The following is a 22,233-nucleotide window of genomic DNA, read 5'->3' as shown; positions in this document are numbered from 1 at the left end:
CGTTCCCAAGGGATATTCCAAGAGCTTTTTGCAGGCCAATCCGGCTTTTATGGGGGCATTTTTCGGGCCGAAACGGCCCGCGGAATGCCCGCCAGGTCGGCCTTGGGTGGCCTGTCCACCATTAACCCCGCAGCCGCCATAAGGGTTTCAATATTTCTCGCCTGGCCTTGGCCAGCCTCGACGATCAGCGCTCCGCCGGGGGCGAGACACTCGCCCGCCTGCGGTATCAGGGCGCGGTAGGCGTCATAGCCGTCATTGCCGCCGTCGAGCGCCAAATGCGGATCGTGCTCGCGCACCTCGATGCTCAATGTCGGAATTTCGGCCGAGGGGATATAGGGCGGGTTCGACACGATGAGGTCGAACGGGCCGCCGAGCGCCGACGCATAGGAGCAGGCGACGAAGCCGGCGCGGCCGGCGAGGCCGAGAGCGGCCGCATTGTCGCGTGCCGTATTGAGCGCCGTCAGGCTGACATCGGTGCCGACGCCAAACGCATCGGGAATTTCGTGCAGCAGCGCGAGCAGGATGGCGCCTGATCCGACGCCGATATCCGCGATTCGCGGGCGTTGTCCCGATATCGTGAGCTCGCGAAAAATCTCGAGCGCCAGCTCGACGACGGTCTCGGTGTCCGGCCGCGGCACCAGCGTCGCCTCGGACAGCCGGAACGGCATGCCCCAGAAATCCCGCGCGCCGAGAATGCGGGCGACCGGCTCATGTGCCACCCGGCGCTCGGCATATCGTTCGAGGCGCGCGGTCTCCTCAGGCGTGAGTTTTCGTGCCGCCTGCGTCATCAGGCCGGTCAGATCGAGCTCCAGAGCAGCGCCGACGAGCAGGCGCGCATCGAGCGCGGGTTCCTCGATGCCGGCCGTTTGCAGCCGCGCGGTGAGGGCGCGCCGCGCACTCTCTATGCTGTTTCCGGAATCGAAGCCTGTCGTCAATGGAACCATCCTGCCCAGCATCGTGGATAGATCGGCAGGCTTGCTTGCGTCAACGGAAAGGAGCGCGTTTGATCGCGCTTCGCAGCGAGGGAGGGGATCCGTGACGGCCTATGACGACCAGAACGTCTTCGCAAAGATCCTGCGCGGCGAGATACCCTGCTTCGAGGTCTTCAGGGACGATCGCAGCTTCGCCTTCCTCGACATCATGCCGCGCTCGCCCGGACACACGCTGGTCATTCCCCGCGCGCCGGCGCGCGGCATCCTGGATATCGCCGATGACGATCTCGCCGCGGTCGCGAGAACCGCCAAGCGGATCGCGATTGCGGCGATGAGGGCGTTCGATGCCGAGGGCATCATCCTGCAGCAGTTCAGCGAGCCGGCCAGCGGGCAGGTGGTCTTTCACCTGCACATGCACGTCATGCCGGTCAGGTCCGATATCGAGCTATTGCCGGCGCAGACGCGCAAGGAAGACATGGCCGTGCTCGCCGATCACGCCAAACGGATGGTCGCGGCGCTTGCTGGCTGATCAAACGCCGAGATAGCGCTGCAGCAGTTCCGGCTGGGCCTTCAGCTCCAGCGCCGGCCCCTCATGCACGATGTGGCCGTTGTTGATGATGTAGATCCGGCTCGCCAGCGCCAGCGTCGCCGCCAGATTCTGCTCCACCAGCACGATGGTCTGGCCGGCGGCCGCCAGCTCGCGGCAGGCCTTGACGAGATCCTGGACGATCACAGGCGCAAGACCCTCGAACGGCTCGTCCAGCAGCACGATTTTGGGGTCGCGCACCAGCGCCCGCGCGATTGCGAGCATCTGCTGCTCGCCGCCGGAGAGCTCGGTGCCGCGGTTGCTACGACGCTCCTTCAGCCGGGGAAACATCTCGTAGATGCGGCCGAGCGGCCAGCGTTTCGGCGCGGTGATCCCTGCAAGGGTGATGTTCTCCTCCACCGACAGGCTGCCGAAGATGCGGCGCTCCTCGTGCACGAGCTGCATGCCGGCCAGCGCGATCTTGTGGCTTCTGCGTCCGGCGATGTCGACGCCGTCGAATTTCACGCTGCCGCTGCGCGGGGTTACGACGCCCATCAGGCTCTTCAGCGTGGTGCTCTTGCCGGCGCCGTTGCGGCCGAGCAGTGCCACCACTTCGTGGCGCTCGACGCGCATGGCGACGTCGAACAGGATGTGGGAGTCCCCGTAATAGCTGTTCAGGCCGTTGACCTCGATCAGGCTCATGCGGCGATCTCTCCGTGAACGCCGCCGAGATAGGCTTCCTGCACCGCGGCGTTGGTCTTGATTTCTTCGGGCGTGCCGGAGACCAGCACGCGGCCTTCCTGAAGCACGGTGACGCGCTCGACCAGCTCGAACAGGGAGTCCATGTCGTGGTCGATGATGATCATCGTGCGCTCGCGCGCGATCGACTTGAGCAGCTTGACGGTCTCGATGCGCTCGCGCGGGCTCATGCCGGCGAGCGGCTCGTCGAGCAGCAGCAGGCGCGGCGAAGTCGCGAGCGCAAGCCCGATCTCCAGCCTGCGTTTCTCGCCATAGGCGAGTTCGGACACGGGCGTATCGGCGCGGCGGGTCAGATTGACCAGTGCCAGCGTGTGCTCGACTTGCTCCGTCAGGCCCTTGACGCCCGAGAGCTTGCGGAACAGATCGAGCCGGAACTTCCCGCGCAGTTCGGCCAGCGCGGCGATCGTCAGGTTCTGGCGAACGGTGAGGCCAGTGAAGAGCTGGTTGACCTGATAGCTCTTGGTGAGCCCGAGCTGGCAAACCTCGGTGACCTTCAATCCCGTGATGTCGCGGCCCTCGAACACGATCTGGCCCGATGTCGGCGCGATCTCGCAGGTCAGCATCTTGAAGAAGGTCGACTTGCCGGCGCCGTTGGGGCCGATGATGCCGCGCAGTTCGCCCTGATTGACGCTGAAATCGATGTCGCTGTTGGCGACGAGGCCGCCATAGCGCTTGGTGAGGCCGGTGGCCTTCAGGATCGGTCCGGAATAGGCGGGATGCTCGACCTCCTTGGCCTGCATCGGCGCTGGTGCGGATTGCAGTGTCGCCGCGGCGTCCGCAGCTTCCTGTTCAGTCTCTGCTTCAGTCCGCTTACGCTTGCCGGAGGCGAGGCGATAGAGATCTGCAATGCCTCCGACGATGCCGCCGCGCAGGAAGCAGACCAGCAGCACGAACACGACACCGAGCACCAGCTTCCAGGCCGCTCCGAGCCCGAGCGCGGCCTGCAGGAAATCCTGCAGGAAGAGCCAGACCGCCGCGCCGACCAGCGGCCCGAAAAGCGTGCCCCTGCCGCCGATCGCGGTCTGCATCACCAGCTGGCCGGAGGTCTCGAAGGTGAACGCGTCGGGCGGCATGAAGGCCTGGAGCACACCGAGCAGGCCGCCGGCAAACCCCGCGTAGGCGGCGGCGATCACGAAAGCAGTCAGCTTGTAGCCGTGGATGTTGTGGCCGACCGCCGTGGCGCGCAGCGGATTGTCCCGGATCGCGCTCAGAATCGCCCCGACCGGTGAGCGGACGATCCTGAGCGCGATGATGACGCCGATAAGGTAGCACAGCGCGATGAATTGATAGAGCGACCAGCCATTGGTGAAGTGGATGGTGGTGAAGCCGAGATTGAAGCTTGGCGTCGGCACGCCGGGCAGGCCGTTCTCGCCGCCGGTGAAATCCGAGAGCGGATTGAACTCGACGAAGAAGAACACCTGTGCGATCGCCACGGTGATCATGGCGAAATAGATGCCGGTCCGGCGCAGCGCGATCAGGCCGACGAGATAGCCGGTCGCGGCGGCCGCGATCATGCCGATGATCAGCGCACCCAGCACGTTGCCGAAGCCGGCGCGCGTCAGGAGATAGGCCGCGACGAAGCCGCCGGTACCGTAGAAGGCGGATTGGCCGAACGACAACAACCCCGTGAAGCCGAACAGGATGTCGAAGCCGAGCCCGAACAGGCCCCAGACCAGGATCCGGTTCACGGTGTTCGGCGCGAAGCCGAGATGCGGCAGCACAAAGGGAGCCACGATCAGGCCGATGGCCGTCAGCGTCTCGATCAGGAATGGGCGTTGCTTGAGCATCACGAAATCACTTACTCGCGGCCCTGGACGCCGAGCAGGCCATGCGGTCGCACCACGAGCACGAGCGTCATGACCGCAAACAGCATCACATAGGCGTAGCCGGGGTTGAACATGGAGGTGACGCTGATGATCTCGCCGGCGATCAGGCCGCCGAGGATCGCGCCGGGGAACGAGCCGACGCCGCCGATCACCACCACCACGAAGGTCTGGACCAGGATGTCGTCACCGATGCCCGGTGTCAGCGAGACCACCGGCGCGTTGATGATGCCGGCAAAGCCGGCGGCCATCGCGCCGATGCCGAACACGACCATGAAGACGCGGTAGACGTTGATGCCGAGCGAATCGACCATCACGGAGTCCTCGATGCCGGCGCGCACGATCATGCCGAGCCGGGTCCGGTAGAGGATGATGAACAGCGCGCCGAGCGCGACCGCGACGATGCCGACCACGGCGAGGCGATAGGTCGGATAGAACATGAAGCCGAGATTGGTGATGCCCTGGAACAGCGCCGGCGGCGGCACCAGCTGTGACTGGCTCGAGAAGATCAGACGCACGAGCTCGACGAAACAGATGCCGAGACCGAAGGTCACCAGCAGCTGATCCTCGTGCGGGCGATGATAGAAATGGCGGATGATGACGCGCTCCATGAGCACGCCGAGCAGCATCACGAACAGCGACCCCGCGATGACGGCGAGGACGAACGATTCCGTATACTGGTAGGCGACGAAGCCGGCATAGCCGCCGATCATGAACATCGCGCCATGCGCGAGGTTGAGCACGCCGAGCGTGCCGTAGATGATGGTCAGACCGGAGCTGATCAGCGCGAGCAGCGCGCCGAGCGCCAGCCCGTTGAAGAGCTGCGAAACGAGGTTGGGCCAACTGATCATGAAATGGACACTGTTGCGACGCGCCGCGGCGCGTCAAAAAGGTGACGCCGCAGGAGCAGAGGGCAGCCCGCGGCGTCACAAGGGTTAGAGCGGGCTCAGCTGTAGTCGCCGGGATGGCAGCCGAAGGCGTCCGGTTTTTGCATCAGGCCTTCACCGGGGACGACCTCGACCACGTCGTACCAATCTTCCTTGTTCTTCATGTCCTTCTGCTGCTTGCCCTTGACGATGATCACCGGGCGGACGCACTGGTGATCTTCGGAGCGGTAGTGCACGTCGCCGACGAGAGAGGGGATGGTCTCGCCCTTCTCGTAGGCCTTGATCACGTCAGGCGGATTGAAGCTGCCGGCCTGCTCGCACATGCGCGCCCAGTGCGCGAAGCTGACATAGGCGTTTTCGGCGCCCCATTCCGGCTTGTAGCCGTACTTCTTCTCGAAGGCCTCGTTGAACATCTTGGCCAGCGGGAACTTGTCCTCGATCGTCCACCAATAGTCGGTGGCGGCGTAGACGCCCTGCATCAGGCCGCCGGTCTCGCGCGCGATGAACGGCACCTGATACGGCACCACCAGCTTCATCTTGTCGAGGACACCGAACTGCTTGGCCTGCTTGGTCGACAGCACCGCGTCGTGGCCCCAATTGACATTGATCAGCACATCGGCGCCGGAATTCGCGACGTTCAGAAGATACGAGGAGTAGTCGGGGGCGCCGAGCGGCGCCACCTGGTTGGTCACGGTGGTCCAGCCAGCGGCCGCAAGGAAGTCCTGCATCGACTTGGTGACGGTGTGACCGTAGGTGTAGTCCGGCGTGAGGTACGCGGCCTTCTTGCCCTTGCCGAATTCCTTGACCATGACGGGGCCGATCGCCGCCGCGGCGGTCTGGCCGAAGAAGTTCTGGCGGAAGCCGTAGCGGACGCAGTCCTTGCCGGTGGTGTCGTTCGAGCCGGAAATGCCGCACACGAAGATCACCTTCTCGCGCTGGGCGAGCTTGTTGAGCGCGACCGCGACAGCGCTCGACGTGCCGCCGGTGATCATGATCGCCTTGTTCTCGCTGATGAAGCGCTGCTGCGCCTGCACCGCCTCGTTCGGTTTGGCCGCGGAATCCGCGACGCCAAACTTGAGCTCCTTGCCGAGCACGCCCTTGCTTGTCTTCGGCGAGATCTTCTTGATCAGGTCGTGACCGCTGTTTATGTGCTCGATCGCGAGTTGATAGCCCTTGAGCTCGTCCTCGCCCTGAACGGCATAGGTTCCCGTGCGCGGCACCGAGATGCCGATGAAGGCGGTGGAACCCGAAACGCCCGCGGGATACGTGCCGATCGGCTTGTCTTCGGCAAAGGCCGGCATCGCCGGCAGCACCGAGCCGCCGATGAGACCCGCTGTGGTCTGGAGCAAGCCGCGGCGCGAGAGGCCGCGGCGGACGAGATCGTCAGTCATGATCGTTTCCTCCGAATGTCGTTCTTGTTTGCAGGCACAACACGACCTGTCCGGCGGCAGCCGACCTTCGAGGGCCTGCCTGCACCGGGCACGTCACATCCGCGTGTAGCTCCTGGACGTAAACATTGCTTGTGAACACCTTCTGTCAATTTCGCCTTTGGTCGAACGACGAAAATTATCACGTGAAAACATATCGGATCACGATATATATTAGTCTTTGTGAGTACGAGGCTGGCGGGTTCGGCGGGAGAAATGGCGCGGCGGATGACAGTAGCGGGTGCCCGGAAGCGACGATCCTGGCCGCAGGAGGCGGAGCGGCAGGAGGCCGCGTGGCCTGCGGAGGATGGGAACGACCAACGCTTGGCGCCGCAGTCCGGCGATGGCCCGCGCATGTCGGGAGCCGCGCAGTCGGTCCGCCGCTCAACGCGGGCCGGCCCTCGGCTCAGCTCAGGCCAAGCGCACGCCGGTGCCGATGCAGCGACTTAGCGTGCGCGCCCAGAATGTCTTGAAGGAACTCGCGGTCGAGCTCACCGGCGAGCAGCCGCCGAAGGGGACCTGGTCGCCCTCGCGCGAGCTGCTGCTTGCGCTGACGGCCGAGCGACTTGCGACGACGCGCAATTGCGGTCCTCACACGATGCGGGAGATCGTCGACTGGGCGCAGGGCTGCGGCGTGACCATCAGGCCGATCATCCCGCCCGGCGGCTCGCTGTCGCAGATGTGGGGCGAGCTGATCACGAATGCATCCGACGGTGCCTTGACCAGCGCCGAGATCGTCAGTGCGCTGCAGCGTTCGATCAGGCGGAAGAGCGTTCGTATTCCGATCGCCTTTCAGGTCATCCTGGTGAAGATCCTGCTGTCCAACTACGAATAGGAGAGCTGCAAAAGCCTCCATATTTGTGAATCCGCGACGCCCGCCGGTGGTTCCGCCTGGGCTTCCTTGCTAGTCTCGGCAGCTCCCGCTTCGCCGGCGGGCTGAGGTCGAAGGCACGGATGGCTGAATCGAAACGGAAGACTGGACACACGGCGCGTGCTGCTCCCGCAAAGGGCGGCGCAATGCGTGAGGCCGATTACACGGCGCTTGCCCAATTCCGCCGCCAGTTGCGAACCTTCCTTGCTTTCAGCGAAGCCGCGGCCCAGAACGCCGGGTTGACCCCGCAGCAGCACCAGGCGTTGCTGGCGATCAAGGGATTGGCAGGCCCCGACGGCGCCAGCGTCGGCGACATCGCCGGCTTCCTCCTGATCCGGCACCATACGGCGGTGGAGCTGGTGGATCGCATGGGGAAACTGAAGCTGATCGGCCGGGAAGCCGATCCCGAGGACGCAAGGCGCGTTCTCGTCAAGCTGACGGCCAAGGGCGAGCAGAAGCTGCGGTCGCTCTCGCGCATTCATCTGGACGAGCTGAGTGCCGCCGCTCCCGCCTTGGCCAAGCTCCTGCGATCGTTCCGGGCCAAGGCACGCTGAATAAGTCGCGCCAAATGAGGCGCGCTGAAGCGCGGATTCAGGCCGCTGCGCCCTGTGCGGCGAGTTGCGCGGCCTGGTGCTCGGTGGTCAGCGCGTCGGTCAGCTCGCCCAGCGCTTCGCCCGCGATCACCTGCGGCAGCTTGTAGAGCGTCAGATTGATGCGGTGGTCGGTGACGCGCCCTTGCGGAAAATTATAGGTGCGGATGCGCTCAGAGCGGTCGCCGGAGCCGACCTTCTCCTTGCGCTCGGCCGAGCGCGCGGCGTCGACACGCTGGCGCTCGGCGTCGTAGATGCGCGAGCGCAGAATGTTCATGGCGGAGGCGCGATTCTTGTGCTGCGAACGGCTGTCCTGCATCATCACCACGATGCCGGTCGGGATGTGGGTGATGCGGATCGCAGACTCGGTCTTGTTGACGTGCTGGCCGCCGGCTCCCTGCGCGCGCATGGTCTCGATGCGCAGATCGTCGTTCTTGATGTCGACGTCGACATCCTCGACCTCCGGCAGCACGGCGACTGTCGCGGCCGAAGTGTGGATGCGCCCCTGCGTCTCGGTGTCGGGCACGCGCTGCACGCGATGCACGCCGGACTCGAACTTCAGCTTGGAGAATGCGCCGCGCCCCTGCACCTCCGCGATGATTTCCTTGTAGCCGCCGACGGTGCCTTCGCTGGCCGAGATCACCTCGACCTTCCAGCCCTGCAAGGCAGCGAAGCGCTCGTACATCCGGAACAGGTCTCCGGCAAACAGCGAGGCCTCGTCGCCGCCGGTGCCGGCGCGGATTTCCAGCACCACGTTGCGATCGTCCATGGCGTCCTTGGGCAGCAGCGCAACGCGGATCTTCTGGACCAGCTCCTCGATTTTCGGTGCGAGCTCGTCGCGTTCGGCTTCCGCCATGCCGCGCATCTCAGCATCGGTCGCGGGATCGGCGATCAGCGCCTCGGTGTCGGCCAGCTCCTTGACGGCGGAACGGTAAGCCTTCACCGCTTCGATCAGCGGCGTGATCTCGGCGAGCTCGCGCGTGATCTGCACGTAGCGTTCGGAGGCGAGCTGCCCCAGCGATTCGGCTTCGAGCGAGGCATGATGGGCGAGCAGGACGTCCAGCTTGGATTCGGGGAGTGACGACATCGGTTCAGTCTCAAATGGCGGAAGGAGGCGAGGCGGCAGGGAGCGGGGACAGGCCCGCTACAACGCCAGGCCTTCGGCCTCGGCAAATTCCGTGAGTTTCTGCCGGATCGAGACGCTGCCCGCCGGCGCGTCAAGGAGCGGGCCGAGCATGGCTTCGGCCTTCTTTGCATCGAGATCGATCACCATCGCCTTGACCGGACCGAGCGCGGTTGCCGACAGCGACAGCGAGCGATAGCCCAGCGCAATCAGCGCCAGCGCGCCGATCGGCTTGGACGCCATCTCGCCGCAGAGCGAAAGCGACTTCTTCGCCGCCTGCGATTTGTGCGCGATCTCGCGCAGCGCGCGCAGGATCGGCGCCGACATGGTGTCGAAGCGCTCGGAAACTTTCGCGTTGCCGCGGTCGACCGCGAACAGGAACTGGAACAGATCGTTGGAGCCGACCGAGATGAAGTCGACCTTCCTCAGGAGCTCGTCGAGCTGATAAAGCAGGGCCGGCACCTCGACCATGGTGCCGATGTCGATTCGTTCAGGCAGCGTGTGGCCGTGCTGACGCAAGTAAGTGAGCTCGCGCTCGACCAGCGCCTTGGCCGAATCGAACTCGGCGACCTCCGAGATCATCGGGAACATGATGCGTAGCGCGCGGCCGCCGCCGGCACGCAGCAGCGCGCGGATCTGGCCGCGCAACAGGCCGGGGCGATCCAGCCCGAGCCGGATCGCGCGCCAGCCGAGCGCGGGATTTTCCTCGATCACGGCTTCCATATAAGGCAGCGCCTTGTCGCCGCCGATGTCGAGCGTGCGGAAGGTGACGGGTTTGATGCCCGCGGCATCCAGCACGGTGCGATAGAGCGCCAGCTGGTCGCTGGTGCGCGGCAGGCTCTGTCCCACCATGAATTGCAGCTCGGTGCGGAACAGGCCGATGCCGGCGCTGCCGGTGTCTTCGATATGCGGCAGGTCGATGGCAAGTCCTGCGTTGATCATCAATTCGACCTTCTGGCCGTCCCTGGTGACGCAGGGCCGGTCGCGCAGCGCCAGGTACTGCGCCTGGCGGCGGGCGCGGAAGCGCACGCGCTCGGCAAAGGCCGCTTCGACCTCCTGAGAGGGGCGCACATAGATCGAGCCGGAGGTGCCGTCGACGATGATGGCGTCGCCGGGATCGGCGATACCGGGCGCGTTCGGGACTTCGCCGACCGCGGGGATGCCGAGCGCGCGCGCCACGATCGAGACGTGGGAGTTGGCGGTGCCTTCCTCGAGCACGATGCCCCGCAGGCGCTTGCGGTCGTAGTCGAGCAGCGCCGCCGGGCCCATCGCGCGCGCGATGACGATGGCGTTGTCGGGCAGCTGCTCGCGCGAGGGCGCGTGGTCCTGACCGACCAGCTGCCGCATCAGGCGGTAGCCGAGATCCTCGAGATCGTGCAGCCGGTCGCGCAAATATGGATCGGTCGAGCGCAGCATGCGCGCGCGGGTGTCGGACTGCACGCGCTCGACGGCGGCTTCCGCGGTAAGGCCGGTGGCGACCGCCTCGTGCAGCTTGTGCGACCAGCCCTGGTCGTTGGCGAACATGCGGTAGGCTTCCAGCACCTCGCGGTGCTCGCCGCCCTCGGCGACGTCGCCGCGCTCCAGCATGCGGTCGAGATCGGCGCGCAGCTTGGCGAGCGCGGTGTCGAGCCGCTTGATTTCCTTGGGCAGGTCCTCGGCGATGTAGTCCTTGATGACGACGCGCGGCTCGTGCAGCACGACATGGCCGAGAGCGATGCCTTCCGACAGGATGGCGCCGACCTTCTGCGCGGAATGGCGCGCGGCCGGCTCCTGGCCCGGCTGGGCCAGCGCGGAGAGTTCGCCGGAGGCGATCAGCTCCGCCAGCACCATCGCGGTGGTCTGCAGCGCCTCGAGCTCCTCCTCGACATAGTTGCGCTTGGCGCGATTCTGCACCACCAGCACGCCGAGCGTATTGCCGGCCCGCAGGATCGGCACGCCGAGGAAGGAGTGGTAGATTTCTTCGCCGGTCTCGGGACGGAACGAGAAGGCCGGGTGGCTCTGCGCATCGCTCAGGTTGAGCGGTGTCGCCTCGCTGGCGACGAGGCCGACCAGGCCTTCATGGGCGCTCAGCACGGTGTGGTGCACCGCCTCGCGGTTGAGACCTTCGGTGGCGTAGAGCTCCAACGTGTTGTCGATGCGCAGCACATAGACCGAGCACACCTCGGCCACCATGTTGGCGGCGATCAGCACCACGATCTTGTCCAGCCGCTCCTGGGCCGAGACCTGCTCCGCCATGGTTTCGCGGAGCCGTCTCAACAAGACGCGGGGACCTCCCGACGCGCTCCGCATGTCCCGTCAATCTCCTCCGTGTGCCCGGCCCGGCGGTATCGGCCGGCGGCTGGCCCAAAATTCCAGAAAAACAACCAATTTGTTCGTCCGGCGCCGGCACAAGCCCAAAATCACTTGAGATTTAGCACTTGCACCGAATCGGCGCCGCCTGAACTGGGACACAGCCCGCGGCAGCCCACCCTGTTCGCCGTATAGCGAATTGAGGCTTGTTTTGCCAAGCAAAACGCCTGCCAAACGCGAAGGTGTGTACACCTTCGCATTTGCTGCGACCGCTAAGAGAAAATTAGTCTAGGTCTGATCGAGGCCGTAGAGCGTGTGCAGCGTGCGCACCGCAAGCTCGGTATAGGCGGTGTCGATCAAAACCGAGAATTTGATCTCGGAGGTTGTGATGGCCCGGATGTTGATATTCCGTCCGGCGAGGGCCGAGAACGCCTGGGCGGCCACGCCGGCATGGCTGCGCATGCCACTGCCGATCACCGAGATCTTGGCGACGTCGGTGGCGGTATCGAGCCGCGCGTAGCCGATCTTGCCCTTGGCGGCGGTAATCGTGTCCTTGGCGCGGGTATAGTCGGCCGCCGGCACCGTGAAGGTGAGGTCGGTGGTCTTGCCGTCCTCGGAGACGTTCTGCACGATCATGTCGACGTTGATGTTGGCATCCGCCAGCGGGCCGAAGATCGATGCCGCAACGCCCGGCTTGTCCTCGATCTGGCGCACCGAGATCTGGGCCTCGTCCTTGGAGAAGGCGATACCGGTGACGACGTGGCTTTCCATGATCTCCTCCTCGCTGCAGATCAGCGTGCCGGGCGGCTGGTTGGCATGCGGGTCGATATCCTCGGGCTTGTCGAAGCTTGAGCGGACGAATATCGGCATGTTGTGGACCATGCCGAGTTCCACCGAGCGGACCTGGAGCACCTTTGCGCCCTGGGAGGCCAGTTCCAGCATGTCTTCGAACGCGATCTTGTCGAGCCTCTTGGCCTTCGGCACGATTCGCGGGTCGGTGGTGTAGACGCCGTCGACGTCGGTATAGATATCGCAGCGGTCGGCCTTGACGGCTGCGGCAATCGCCACGGCAGAGGTGTCGGAGCCGCCGCGGCCGAGCGTGGTGATGCGATTGGTCTCGGCATTGATGCCCTGAAAGCCGGCGATGACCGCGACCTCCTTGCGCTCTTGAAAGCGCTTGATGATCTCGCTGCCGTCGATGTCCTCGATTCGGGCCGAGGCATGGGCGTCGCTGGTCTTGATCGGGATCTGCCAGCCCTGCCAGGAGCGGGCCTGGATGCCCATGCCCTGGAGCGCGATAGCAAGGAGGCCGGAGGTCACCTGCTCGCCGGAGGCGACGACGGCGTCGTATTCGCGCGCGTCGTGCATCGGCGAGGCCTCGGTGCACCAGGCCACCAGTTCGTTGGTCTTGCCGGACATCGCCGAGACGACCACGGCCACTTCGTGGCCGGCGTCGACCTCACGCTTCACATGGCGTGCGACGTTGCGGATACGTTCGATGTTGGCGACGGATGTGCCGCCGAATTTCATCACGAGGCGGCTCATGACGACGCGTGCATTCCTTCATAAGGATCAGTATGGTGACCCGCGCGAGGCGATGCTGCGGGCATCCGACCGCGCGTATACAGAGGGGCGGGGCCGGGGGCAAGCGGGTTCCTGCTCCGGCCAATCCGGGCAATGGGTTAATCCAGGTTATGGCGCGCTATATTGACGAAATCCTGCAGCCGGGCGAGCGGGTGCTGTATTCGACCAATGCGCACTGGATCTTCTATTTTCCGGCGATCCTGGCCTGGATCGTGGCCCTGGGCCTGTTCGTGCTGTCGCGGCAGACCACGGTCGAAGGGCTCGTGCTGCTGTGTCTCGTCGCCGCGGTGCTGGTGGCTCTCGCCGGCCTGTACTGGACCGTGAAGGGCTGGTTCCACCGCTTCACCACCGAGACCGACGTCACCAATCTCAGGGTCGTCCACAAGACCGGGTTCATCAAGCGCCGCACCTTCGAGATGGCGCTGGACAAGGTCGAGAGCGTCGACGTCAACCAGACGATCCTTGGACGTATTCTCAACTACGGCGATGTGACCATCAACGGGGTCGGCGAAGGCCGCGAAACCATCCGGACGATCGCCTCGCCGCTCGCCTTCCGTAGTTCGATCACCACGCGGTAGGACCGCGCGTAACCATGAGCATGCAGCAAAATACTTCCGCAACCGCCCAGCCGGGCTCGACCGTCGATGCCGCCGAGATCGCGAAATTCTCAAAACTCTCGGCGGAGTGGTGGGACCCCAATGGCAAGATGGCGCCGCTGCACCGGATCAACCCGCTGCGGCTCGGCTACATCCGCGACGCCGCCTGCCGCAAGTTCGAGCGCAACGTGCGCAGCCTCAACTGCCTCGGGGCCTTGCGCGTGCTCGATATCGGCTGCGGCGCCGGCCTGTTGTGCGAGCCGCTGTCGCGCCTCGGGGCGCAGGTCATCGGCGTCGATCCCTCCCAGAGCAACATCGCCGCGGCGAAGCTGCATGCCGACAAGGGCCATCTTGCGATCGACTACCGCTGCACCACGGTTGAGGAGATCGACCCGCGCGAGCGTTTCGACATCGTGCTGGCCATGGAAGTGGTCGAGCACGTCGTCGATGTCGGCGTCTTCCTGAAGCGCTGCGCCTCGATGCTGAAGCCGAACGGTCTCATGGTGGTCTCGACGCTGAACCGCAACTGGAAGAGCTTCGCGCTCGCCATCGTCGGCGCCGAATACGTCCTGCGCTGGTTGCCGCGCGGCACCCACGAGTGGAACAAGTTCGTCACCCCCGACGAGCTGACGAAATACCTGCTCGACAACCGCCTCGTCATCACCGAGCAGACCGGCGTGGTCTACTCACCCTTCGCCGACAAATGGACCCTCTCGTCGGACATGGACGTGAACTACATGGTGGTGGCGGAAGGGATGGTGTGAGGCTGCTGTGAGCAAGGCGCGAGCTGCTCCTCCACAGAGGTGCCTGCGTTCGCAGGGACGACAGCGGAGATTGTGGCGAGAGCATCGCTCCCATGACGCCCGCGTGGTTGACCGCGCTGGCCTCAACTTGCAGGTTGGCCGCATCCTTTCCCGCTAATGCCCGCCACCCATGCTCACCATCGCCAGCCTCTGGATTCCCTTCACCGTCATTGCCGCGCTCGGGCAGGTCGCGCGCAATGCGATGCAGCGGTCGCTGACGAAGCCGCTGGGGACCTCGGGCGCGACCAATATCCGCTTTCTGTTCGGCTTCCCGTTCTCGGTGCTGTTCTTGGGGGTGGTGCTGGTCGCCACCGGCGATCATCTCGGCATGCCGCCGACCGCGTTCTGGCCATGGCTGCTGCTCGGGGCACTCAGCCAGATCGTCGCGACGGGCTTGATGCTGCTGGCGATGAACGACCGCTCTTTCGTGGTGACGACGGCGTATCTGAAGACCGAGGCGATCCAGACCGCGATCTTCGGCTTCATCTTTCTCGGCGATCACCTGACCTGGCTGAAGGTGCTGGCGATCGTGATCGCGACCATCGGCGTCGTCATCACCGCGCTGCGGCCCGGCGGCGAGAAGAGTTTTGCGGAATTGAGGCCGACCATCACCGGCCTCGTTGCTGCTGCGGCCTTCGCGCTCTCCGCGGTTGGGTTTCGCGGCGCCATCATCAACGTGCCGGGCGTCTCGTTCGTGACCTCAGCATCGTTCACGCTGGTGCTCGGCCTCCTCGTGCAGACTCTGATCCTGACGGTCTATCTGCTCTGGCGCGCGCCAAATATCCTGCGGGCGATTCTGGGGCTATGGCAGCCGTCGATGCTCGCGGGCTTCATGGGCGCCTTCGCCTCGCAATTCTGGTTTCTGGCCTTCGCGCTGACCGCCGCCGCCAATGTCCGCACGCTCGCCCTGATCGAGGTGCTGTTCGCGCAAGGCGTGGCGTATTACTCGTTCAAGCAGCCGATCGCGCCACGCGAGATTTTCGGCATTGTGCTGATCGTGGTCGGCGTGGCGCTACTGGTGGGAGTCTAATTCCGGTCTTCCGGCAGCGTCGGCAACGGCGAAACCTCGATGCCCTCATCGATCAGCGACTTCGCCTCTTCGGGCGAGGCCTCGCCGTAGATCGGACGATGCTCCTTGTCGCCGTAATGCATCGCGCGGGCTTCATTGGCGAAGCGCTCGCCGACATTGTCGGCGTTCTTCACGATGTGATCGCGCAATTCCTTCAGCTTGGTGCGCAGCTCTTTTTCCTGCGCCATCAGCAGCGAGGTCGGACCTGATGGCGCGGCCTCGGGCGTGGTCGCGGCGGGCTCCGGCGGCGGGGTCGCGCGCCCGCGGCCCTTCTTGCCGACGATGCGCGGCGCCATGATCGCCTTCTCGACCTTGGCCGAGCCGCAGATCGGACAGGTCACGAGCTTGCGCTTGACCTGAGAATCATACGCCGACGAGCTCTGGAACCAACTTTCGAAGTCGTGGTCCCGGTCGCAGCGTAGCGCATAGCGGATCATGCCGATCCCCGTACGAGGTGCAGATGATCCGGCCCCGCCTTGGGGTCGGACACGCCAAAGCGGCGGCCGTGCTGGAGCGAGGGGATCGCGCGGCGCGCGGTCTCGACCTTGGCCGGATCGATCTGGGCCATAATGATGCCGGGTTCAACGTCGCCCTCGGCGAGGATCTCGCCCCAGGGGTCGATGATCAGCGAATGGCCGTAAGTCTCGCGCTTGTTCTCATGCAAGCCTGCCTGCGCTGCGGCGAAGATGAAGCAGCCGGTCTCGATCGCACGCGCGCGCAGCAGCACGTGCCAATGTGCTTCGCCGGTCTTGCGGGTGAAGGCCGAGGGCACGGTGATGAAATACGCGCCGCTCTCGGCGAGCGCGCGATAGAGCGCGGGGAAGCGCACATCGTAGCAGATCGTCAAGCCCACGCGGCCCCAGGGCAGGTCGGAGATCACGGCGGTCTCGCCCGGCTGGTAATTGGCGGATTCGCGGTAGCTCTCGCCGTCCGGCAGCTCGATGTCGAACATGTGGATCTTGTCGTAGCTCGCGAGCACATTGCCCTCTGGCCCGATCAGGAAGGAGCGGTTGACCGCCTTCTCCGGCGAAAAGCGCAGCGCCAGCGAGCCGACATGGAGGTGGATCTTCAGTTCCGCCGCGAGCGCGCGGTAAGCCTTCAGCGAGGTGTCGTCCTCCTCGCTCTGCAGATGCTCGAACAACGCCTTGCGGTTCAGCTGCATCATGTTGCTGACCTCGGGCGTCTGCACGTAATCGGCGCCATTCGCCGCAGCCTGCCGGATCAGCCTGGTGGCCTGCGCGAGGCTGGGCTCGGGCATCAAGCCGGTGCGCATCTGCACCATCGCAGCGGTAAACGTCCGATTCTCGCTCATGAAACAGCCTTCACGCTTTCGAGCATGCCGTCGAGCTTGCCCTCGCGATCGAGGGCGTAGAGGTCGTCGCAGCCGCCGACATGAGTTCCGCCGATCCAGATCTGCGGGAAGGTCGAGCCCTCGCCGGCGCGGTCGTACATCTCGGCCCGCCAGGAAGGGTTCTTGGCGACGTCGAATTCCGTGAAATCCGCCTTCTTGCGGGCCAGCAGCGACCTGGCAGCGGAACAATAGCCGCAGCCCGGCCTGGTGTAGATCTCGACAGCAGCAGTCATCTCGTCTGGCGCTCTCTTGTCATGAATTCATTGAATTATATGGGACTTTACCTGACCTCCACAACCCGGGCGAACACCAGCACGTCGACCTGGGCCGCTTTGGCACGCAACAGGGCCCGCGCGCAGGCATCCAACGTCGCGCCGGAGGTCAGGACGTCGTCGATCAGGACAATGCGCCGGTCTTGGACCTCAGCCTGGCGGTCCGGGGATACCTGGAACGCGCCCTGCACATTGGTGGCACGCTGGGCCCGCGACAGGCCGATCTGCTGCTCGGTGGCGCGCACCCGGCGCAGCACCTCAGCCCTCGTCTTGACCCCGCTCTGTCGCTCGATGGTCCGCGCCAGCGCCCCGGACTGGTTGTAGCGGCGCCGCCAGGCCCGTCGCCAGTGCAGGGGAACGGGCACCAGCATGTCGGTGCCGGCCAGCAACTCGCCGCCCGCCCGCGCCATCCAGCGGCCCATGGCCGGCGCCAGATCGGTGCGGTCCTGGTATTTCAGCGCATGCACCAGCGTGCGCGCGACGTCGTCATAGCGCACTGCCGCGCGGGCCCGCTGATAGGCCGGCGGGCTCGCGATCGCCTCCATCGACAGCATGTCCGGGCCGGGATCATAGACGAAGGGAATGCCGAGCCGCGGACAATAGGGCCGTTCGATGAACGACAGCCGCGCCCAGCACGAAGCGCAGACGCCCTCGCCATCGACCGGCTCGCGGCAGGACACGCACTGCGTCGGCAGCGCGATGTCGAGCGCGAGCCGTGCGGCGCGCGACAGGATGTGACGGCCGGCCGTCCCGGCGGCACGCAGCGGTGTGGCGATGGAACGGGTGGGGGCGGCGTCGGCTTCCATGGGAGGAGGCTAGCGTTGCAACCCGGATTGCTCAAGTCATGGTCTCGTGCCCGGACGCAGTGCGCCGCGTAGCGGTGCGCTGCAGAGCCGGGGCCCATCTTTCCGCATCGTGCGGTATGACTTCCGGGTCCCGGCTCTGCGGAGCGTCACTGCGTGCCGCACCGCGTCCGGGACACGAGAGTGATTGCAATAGTCAGCATGATCGGCGTAACCAGCGGCATGGCTCAACACCCCCCAACTCCGCCCGCTTTGTTCGATCGCGCCTTGCTGCACGCACGGCAGCGGCGCGCGCGGGCGCAAGGGGCGGTGAGCTTCCTGCTCGATCGTGTCGCTGAGGACATGTCGGAGCGGCTCGCCGCGGTGATGCGGGAATTTCAGGCTCCCGCCGATCTCTGGACGCCCGGTGAAGGGCTCGCGGTGCTGCGCACGCGCCTGCCTACGATTGAGCACATCGCGCCCGATCCGGCGGGAGCCGAGAAGCTGCCCTTTGCACCGGAAAGTCTCGACCTCGTCGTCTCCGCGCTGGCGCTGCAATTCGTCAACGACCTGCCGGGCGTGCTCGCACAGGTGCGTCGTGCGCTGAAACCGGATGGGCTGCTGCTCGCCGCAATGATCGGCGGCGACAGCCTGACCGAGTTGCGCCAGGCCTTTGCTGCGGCGGAGGCCGAATGCGAGGGCGGCGTATCGCCGCGCGTGGCGCCGTTCGCGGATTTGCGTGACATCGGCGCGCTGTTGCAGCGGGCGGGCTTTGCGCTGCCCGTGACCGATGTCGATCGCGTCGTGGTGCGTTACGCCAACGCGTTCGCGCTGATGCAGGATCTCCGCCGCATGGGCGCCGCCAATGTCCTGATCGAGCGGCGTCGCACGCCGTCGCGGCGCGCGACGCTGCTGCGGATGGCCGAGATCTACACTGAGCGTTTTGCCGATGCCGACGGCCGCATCCGTGCGACGTTCGACATCATCTGGCTCTCAGGTTGGGCTCCGCATGCGAGCCAGCAGCAGCCGCTCAAGCCCGGCTCGGCCAAAGCGAGCCTTGCCGAGGCGGTGAAGAGGGCTGGCAAAGAGTGACGTGTGTCCCGGACGCGGTGCGGCACGAAGTGACGCTCCGCTGAGCCGGGACCCAGTCCTGCCGCAAGCATGGGCCCCGGCTCTGCAGCGCATCGCACCGGACGATGCTTCGCATCGCCGGGGGCGCTGCGCTGCGTCCGGGGCACGGCCCTCACATCAACAGATCAATCAAATGCGGGATCAGCGGGATATCCGCCGGCGGCATCGGGTAGTCGCGCAGCTTGTTGGCGCGGACCCAGGCCAGGGTCTGGCCCTCGCGCGCGGTCACCGTCCCTTCCCAGCGCCGGCAGATATAGAGCGGCATCAGGAGGTGAAAGCTCTCATAGCCGTAGCTCGCGAAGGTCAGCGGCGCGAGGCACGGCTCGGCGACGGTGATGCCGAGCTCCTCGTGCAGCTCGCGGATCAGGCTCTGCTCCGGCCGCTCGCCGGGTTCACACTTGCCGCCGGGAAATTCCCAGAGGCCGGCCAGAGTCTTGCCCTCGGGGCGCTGCGCGATCAGGACACGCTTGTCGGCATCAACCAGCGCGCAGGCCACCACCAGTGTCAGTTTGAGATCGGCCATGCGTGGATGTGTCGCTCGCTGAAGATCATCGGTAACGGCTCGTTAACCGGTGACGGCTCGGATTCTTGCGGTTCCCCATAAGTCATATTTAATCAACGGTTCCTAGAGTGGAAACATATTTAATCCATTCCGGGCTCGGTCCATGCGCGCTGCGCTTCCCACCACCATCCGCCGGTTTGTCCGCGATCGGCGCGGCAACATCGCGGTGATTTTCGCACTCGCCTGCGTCCCCCTGATCACGGTGGTCGGTTGCGCGGTCGATTACTCCCGCGCGACGCAGATGCGGTCCAAGCTTCAGGCTGCGGCCGACGCGGCCAGCGTCGGCGCGGTTGCCAAGGCTTCGCCGGCCTTTGCGGCTGCGGGCACGATGACCTCGGACGGTGCGATCCCGGTCGGTGTCAGCGACGCAAGGAACATCTTCAATGCCAATGTCGCCAATCTGACCGGCTACACGCTCGACAGCCTTACCCCGACCGTGGTCAAGACCGGCTCGACGGTCACCTCGACCGTTGCGTTCAGCGGCAGCATCAAGACCATGTTCCTCGGCGTGATCGGCAAGACCGCGCTGACGGCGAGCGGCACGTCGACGGCGACGGCGAGCATGCCGCTCTATGTCGACTTTTACCTGCTGCTGGACAATTCGCCGTCGATGGGCGTGGCGGCGACGCCGGCCGACGTCAGCAAGATGGTCAACAATACGTCTGACAAATGCGCCTTCGCCTGCCACGACTACAACGACGCCAATAATTACTACAATCTGGCCAAGTCCATCGGTGTGACCACGCGGATCGACGTGCTGCGCAGTGCCACCCAGTCCCTGATGGACACGGCCGCTGCGAGCCAGACCTATTCGAACCAGTTCCGCATGGCGATCTACGATTTTGGCGCGGCGTCCTCGAGCATCGGCCTGCGTGCGCTGTTCGCGCTGTCGTCCAGCCTGTCGAGCGCCAAGACGGCCGCGGCAAACATCGACCTGATGGGCGTCTACGGCAACAATGACGCCTACACCAAGGACATGGATTCGCCCTTCAGCGCGGTGTTTCCGGCCCTCAACAGCGTGATCAGCGCGCCTGGGGCGGGGACGTCGTCCGCGCCGATGAAGTACGTGCTCTTCGTCTCCGACGGCGTGGCGGACGAGAACAATTCGGGATGCCTGAAGCCGATCAAGAACGTGAGCGGCATGTCGCGCTGCCAGTCGCCGATCAATCCCGCGCTCTGCGACACGCTGAAGAACCGCAAGATCAAGGTCGCCGTGCTCTACACGACCTACCTGCAGCTTCCGACCAACTCCTGGTACATGAACTGGATTGATCCGTTCAATGCCGGTCCCTTCGGTCCGTCGCCGAATAGCGAGATCGCCCAGAACATGCAGAGCTGCGCCTCGCCGGGGCTGTATTTCGAGGTGAGCCCGACGCAAGGCATCTCGGACGCGATGAACGCGCTGTTCCGGAAGGCGGTCGCGGACGCGCGAATTTCAGGGTGAGATGGAGACGTCATTCCGGGGCGATGCGTCAGCATCGAACCCGGAATCTCGAGATTCCGGGTTCTCGCTTCGCGAGCCCCGGAACGACAGCCTGGGAGTTTACGACCTGTAATCGCCGTTGATCGCGACATATTCCTTGGTGAGGTCGCAGGTCATGACGCGGTCGCGGCCCTTGCCGAGGCCGAGCGAGACCTTGATCGCGATCTCCGGCGCCTTCATCGCTTCCGACACCTGGGCTTCGTCATAGTCAGGATCGCGCGCGCCGCTCTTGGCGACGCGGATGCCGTTGAAGGAGATCGAGAGCTTGTCGCGATCGGCCGGCTCGCCGGCCTTGCCGACAGCCATCACCACGCGGCCCCAATTGGCGTCCTCGCCGGCGATCGCGGTCTTCACCAGCGGCGAGTTCGCGATCGACATCGCGATCTTGCGTGCCGAGGCCTTGGTCTTGGCGCCCTCGACCGTGATCTCGACCAGCTTGCGTGCGCCTTCGCCGTCGCGCGCCACCTGCTCCGCGAGATTGGCGAGCACCTGGTTGAAGGCCTTGACGAAGGCCTTCAGGCGCGGATCGCTGGCGCGGCTGATTTTGGGCGCGCCGTGCTCGGCGGCAGCGCCGGTGGCGAAGGCGAGCAATGTGTCCGAGGTCGAGGTGTCGCCATCGATCGTCACTGCGTTAAAAGTATCTTCGACGCCGCTCTTGAGCAGCGCCTGCAGCGCGGCGGGCGCGATCGGCGCGTCGGTGAAGATGAAGGACAGCATCGTCGCCATGTCGGGGGCGATCATGCCGGCGCCCTTGGCCATGCCGTTGATGGTGACCTTGGCCTTGCCGAGCTTGACGGTCGCGGTCGCGACCTTCGGGAACGTGTCGGTGGTCATGATCGCCTTGGCAGCAGTGAGGTAGTCGCCGGGCTCGGCGGCCTCGGCGAGGCGGCCCAGCACGCCGTCGAACTTGGTCGCGTCCAGCGGCTCGCCGATCACACCGGTCGAGGCCAGGAAAATCTCGCTTTCGCTGCATCCAACCGCCTTGGCCGCGATCTTCGCGGTCAGTGCGGTGGAGGCGCGGCCGGTCTTGCCGGTGAAAGCGTTGGCGTTGCCGGAATTGACCACCAGCGCGCGTGCCTTGCCGCCCTTCAGCTTGGCGCGGCACCATTCCACGGGGGCGGAGGGGCACTTCGATTTGGTGAAGACGCCGGCCACCGCGGTGCCCTTGTCCATCACCGCCAGCAGCACGTCGGTACGGTTCTTGTAGCGGATGCCGGCCTCGGCCGTCGCGAGACGGATGCCCGCAATGGTGGGCATGTCGGGAACAGTTTTCGGGGCGAGCGGAGAGACGGAGGAGGACATCGCGGGGCGCCTTGGTGGGGTCTGGATATGCAGATGCCCGGCACGGGGGCCGGGCATCACGATACGTTAGA

Annotated in this window: 22 protein-coding genes; 8 read left to right on the top strand and 14 right to left on the bottom strand. The window is 65.3% G+C overall.

Annotated elements, in window-relative coordinates; translation table 11 throughout:
* Positions 1–47 precede the first annotated feature (47 nt).
* Positions 48–944: a peptide chain release factor N(5)-glutamine methyltransferase gene (prmC, locus tag IVB26_RS36855; protein ID WP_247969766.1), complete on the bottom strand. Its 897-nt coding sequence runs from the start codon at positions 942–944 to the stop codon at positions 48–50.
* Between the two features lie 91 nt (positions 945–1,035).
* Between prmC and IVB26_RS36850 the strand changes: the two genes are divergently transcribed.
* Positions 1,036–1,461, top strand: a complete 426-nt coding sequence (locus tag IVB26_RS36850; protein WP_247969765.1) for an HIT family protein — start codon at positions 1,036–1,038, stop codon at positions 1,459–1,461.
* Here IVB26_RS36850 and IVB26_RS36845 read toward each other — a convergent pair whose 3' ends face one another.
* The 4 genes from IVB26_RS36845 to IVB26_RS36830 all read right to left on the bottom strand — a co-directional run bounded on the left by IVB26_RS36845 (position 1,462) and on the right by IVB26_RS36830 (position 6,318).
* A complete protein-coding gene (locus tag IVB26_RS36845) occupies positions 1,462–2,160 on the bottom strand; it encodes an ABC transporter ATP-binding protein (RefSeq protein ID WP_247969764.1) in 699 nt (232 codons plus the stop codon). It lies immediately after the preceding gene.
* On the bottom strand, positions 2,157–4,004 hold the full coding sequence (locus IVB26_RS36840) for a branched-chain amino acid ABC transporter ATP-binding protein/permease (protein WP_247969763.1): 1,848 nt from the start codon (positions 4,002–4,004) through the stop codon (positions 2,157–2,159). Before IVB26_RS36840 ends, IVB26_RS36845 begins: the two co-directional genes overlap by 4 nt.
* 11 nt (positions 4,005–4,015) lie before the next feature.
* Positions 4,016–4,891, bottom strand: a complete 876-nt coding sequence (locus IVB26_RS36835; protein WP_246929047.1) for a branched-chain amino acid ABC transporter permease — start codon at positions 4,889–4,891, stop codon at positions 4,016–4,018.
* 95 nt (positions 4,892–4,986) lie between these two features.
* Complete coding sequence (locus IVB26_RS36830) at positions 4,987–6,318, bottom strand: substrate-binding protein (RefSeq protein ID WP_247969762.1); 1,332 nt, start codon at positions 6,316–6,318, stop codon at positions 4,987–4,989.
* A gap of 472 nt (positions 6,319–6,790) precedes the next feature.
* On the opposite strand from IVB26_RS36830, the gene IVB26_RS36825 reads away from it, so the two are divergent.
* Entirely contained in the window at positions 6,791–7,189 is a 399-nt protein-coding gene (locus tag IVB26_RS36825; RefSeq protein ID WP_247969761.1) for a hypothetical protein, read from the top strand.
* Positions 7,190–7,308: 119 nt separating this feature from the next.
* Positions 7,309–7,779: a MarR family winged helix-turn-helix transcriptional regulator gene (locus IVB26_RS36820; RefSeq protein WP_247969760.1), complete on the top strand. Its 471-nt coding sequence runs from the start codon at positions 7,309–7,311 to the stop codon at positions 7,777–7,779.
* A 37-nt stretch (positions 7,780–7,816) separates the two neighbouring features.
* On the opposite strand, the gene prfA is transcribed toward IVB26_RS36820, so the two are convergent.
* The 3 genes from prfA to IVB26_RS36805 all read right to left on the bottom strand — a co-directional run bounded on the left by prfA (position 7,817) and on the right by IVB26_RS36805 (position 12,772).
* Positions 7,817–8,902, bottom strand: a complete 1,086-nt coding sequence (gene prfA / locus IVB26_RS36815; RefSeq protein WP_247969759.1) for a peptide chain release factor 1 — start codon at positions 8,900–8,902, stop codon at positions 7,817–7,819.
* A 57-nt stretch (positions 8,903–8,959) separates the two neighbouring features.
* Complete coding sequence (gene ptsP / locus IVB26_RS36810) at positions 8,960–11,227, bottom strand: phosphoenolpyruvate--protein phosphotransferase (RefSeq protein WP_247969758.1); 2,268 nt, start codon at positions 11,225–11,227, stop codon at positions 8,960–8,962.
* Between the two features lie 288 nt (positions 11,228–11,515).
* Positions 11,516–12,772: an aspartate kinase gene (locus IVB26_RS36805; protein ID WP_247969757.1), complete on the bottom strand. Its 1,257-nt coding sequence runs from the start codon at positions 12,770–12,772 to the stop codon at positions 11,516–11,518.
* Positions 12,773–12,921: 149 nt separating this feature from the next.
* On the opposite strand from IVB26_RS36805, the gene IVB26_RS36800 reads away from it, so the two are divergent.
* From IVB26_RS36800 to IVB26_RS36790, 3 genes are all read left to right on the top strand, one after another.
* Positions 12,922–13,389, top strand: coding sequence for a PH domain-containing protein (locus tag IVB26_RS36800; protein WP_247969756.1), 468 nt, complete (start codon positions 12,922–12,924; stop codon positions 13,387–13,389).
* A 14-nt stretch (positions 13,390–13,403) separates the two neighbouring features.
* The gene (gene ubiG / locus IVB26_RS36795) at positions 13,404–14,171 is read left to right on the top strand and encodes a bifunctional 2-polyprenyl-6-hydroxyphenol methylase/3-demethylubiquinol 3-O-methyltransferase UbiG (protein ID WP_247969755.1); all 768 of its coding nucleotides are present in this window, start codon (positions 13,404–13,406) and stop codon (positions 14,169–14,171) included.
* Between the two features lie 169 nt (positions 14,172–14,340).
* The gene (locus IVB26_RS36790) at positions 14,341–15,240 is read left to right on the top strand and encodes an EamA family transporter (protein WP_247969754.1); all 900 of its coding nucleotides are present in this window, start codon (positions 14,341–14,343) and stop codon (positions 15,238–15,240) included.
* Here the strand turns inward: IVB26_RS36790 and IVB26_RS36785 are convergent.
* From IVB26_RS36785 to IVB26_RS36770, 4 genes are read right to left on the bottom strand one after another with little or no spacing between them, the layout of a single operon-like run.
* Positions 15,237–15,716 (bottom strand): DUF1178 family protein, encoded by a 480-nt coding sequence (locus tag IVB26_RS36785; RefSeq protein WP_247969753.1) that lies wholly within the window; start codon positions 15,714–15,716, stop codon positions 15,237–15,239. The two genes, IVB26_RS36790 and IVB26_RS36785, sit on opposite strands and share 4 nt — an antisense overlap.
* The gene (locus IVB26_RS36780) at positions 15,713–16,591 is read right to left on the bottom strand and encodes a carbon-nitrogen hydrolase family protein (RefSeq protein ID WP_247969752.1); all 879 of its coding nucleotides are present in this window, start codon (positions 16,589–16,591) and stop codon (positions 15,713–15,715) included. Before IVB26_RS36780 ends, IVB26_RS36785 begins: the two co-directional genes overlap by 4 nt.
* Entirely contained in the window at positions 16,588–16,863 is a 276-nt protein-coding gene (gene grxC, locus IVB26_RS36775) for a glutaredoxin 3 (RefSeq protein ID WP_247969751.1), read from the bottom strand. The genes IVB26_RS36780 and grxC overlap by 4 nt, the downstream gene beginning before the upstream one ends.
* Before the next feature lie 47 nt (positions 16,864–16,910).
* Complete coding sequence (locus IVB26_RS36770; RefSeq protein WP_247969750.1) at positions 16,911–17,708, bottom strand: ComF family protein; 798 nt, start codon at positions 17,706–17,708, stop codon at positions 16,911–16,913.
* 198 nt (positions 17,709–17,906) lie between these two features.
* Here IVB26_RS36770 and IVB26_RS36765 point away from each other — a divergent pair, with 198 nt between their 5' ends.
* Positions 17,907–18,776: a methyltransferase domain-containing protein gene (locus IVB26_RS36765; RefSeq protein WP_247973362.1), complete on the top strand. Its 870-nt coding sequence runs from the start codon at positions 17,907–17,909 to the stop codon at positions 18,774–18,776.
* 151 nt (positions 18,777–18,927) lie between these two features.
* On the opposite strand, the gene IVB26_RS36760 is transcribed toward IVB26_RS36765, so the two are convergent.
* A complete protein-coding gene (locus tag IVB26_RS36760) occupies positions 18,928–19,338 on the bottom strand; it encodes a (deoxy)nucleoside triphosphate pyrophosphohydrolase (protein WP_247969749.1) in 411 nt (136 codons plus the stop codon).
* Positions 19,339–19,480: 142 nt separating this feature from the next.
* On the opposite strand from IVB26_RS36760, the gene IVB26_RS36755 reads away from it, so the two are divergent.
* On the top strand, positions 19,481–20,821 hold the full coding sequence (locus tag IVB26_RS36755; protein ID WP_247969748.1) for a TadE/TadG family type IV pilus assembly protein: 1,341 nt from the start codon (positions 19,481–19,483) through the stop codon (positions 20,819–20,821).
* Between the two features lie 99 nt (positions 20,822–20,920).
* Here IVB26_RS36755 and argJ read toward each other — a convergent pair whose 3' ends face one another.
* Positions 20,921–22,162, bottom strand: a complete 1,242-nt coding sequence (gene argJ, locus IVB26_RS36750; protein ID WP_247969747.1) for a bifunctional glutamate N-acetyltransferase/amino-acid acetyltransferase ArgJ — start codon at positions 22,160–22,162, stop codon at positions 20,921–20,923.
* Between the last annotated feature and the right edge of the window lie 71 nt (positions 22,163–22,233).

It is taken from the genome of Bradyrhizobium sp. 195, assembly GCF_023101665.1.
Classification (GTDB): domain Bacteria; phylum Pseudomonadota; class Alphaproteobacteria; order Rhizobiales; family Xanthobacteraceae; genus Bradyrhizobium.
The sequence above is the reverse complement of the archived record's forward strand: the minus strand, read 5'-3'. Positions and strand labels throughout refer to the sequence as shown.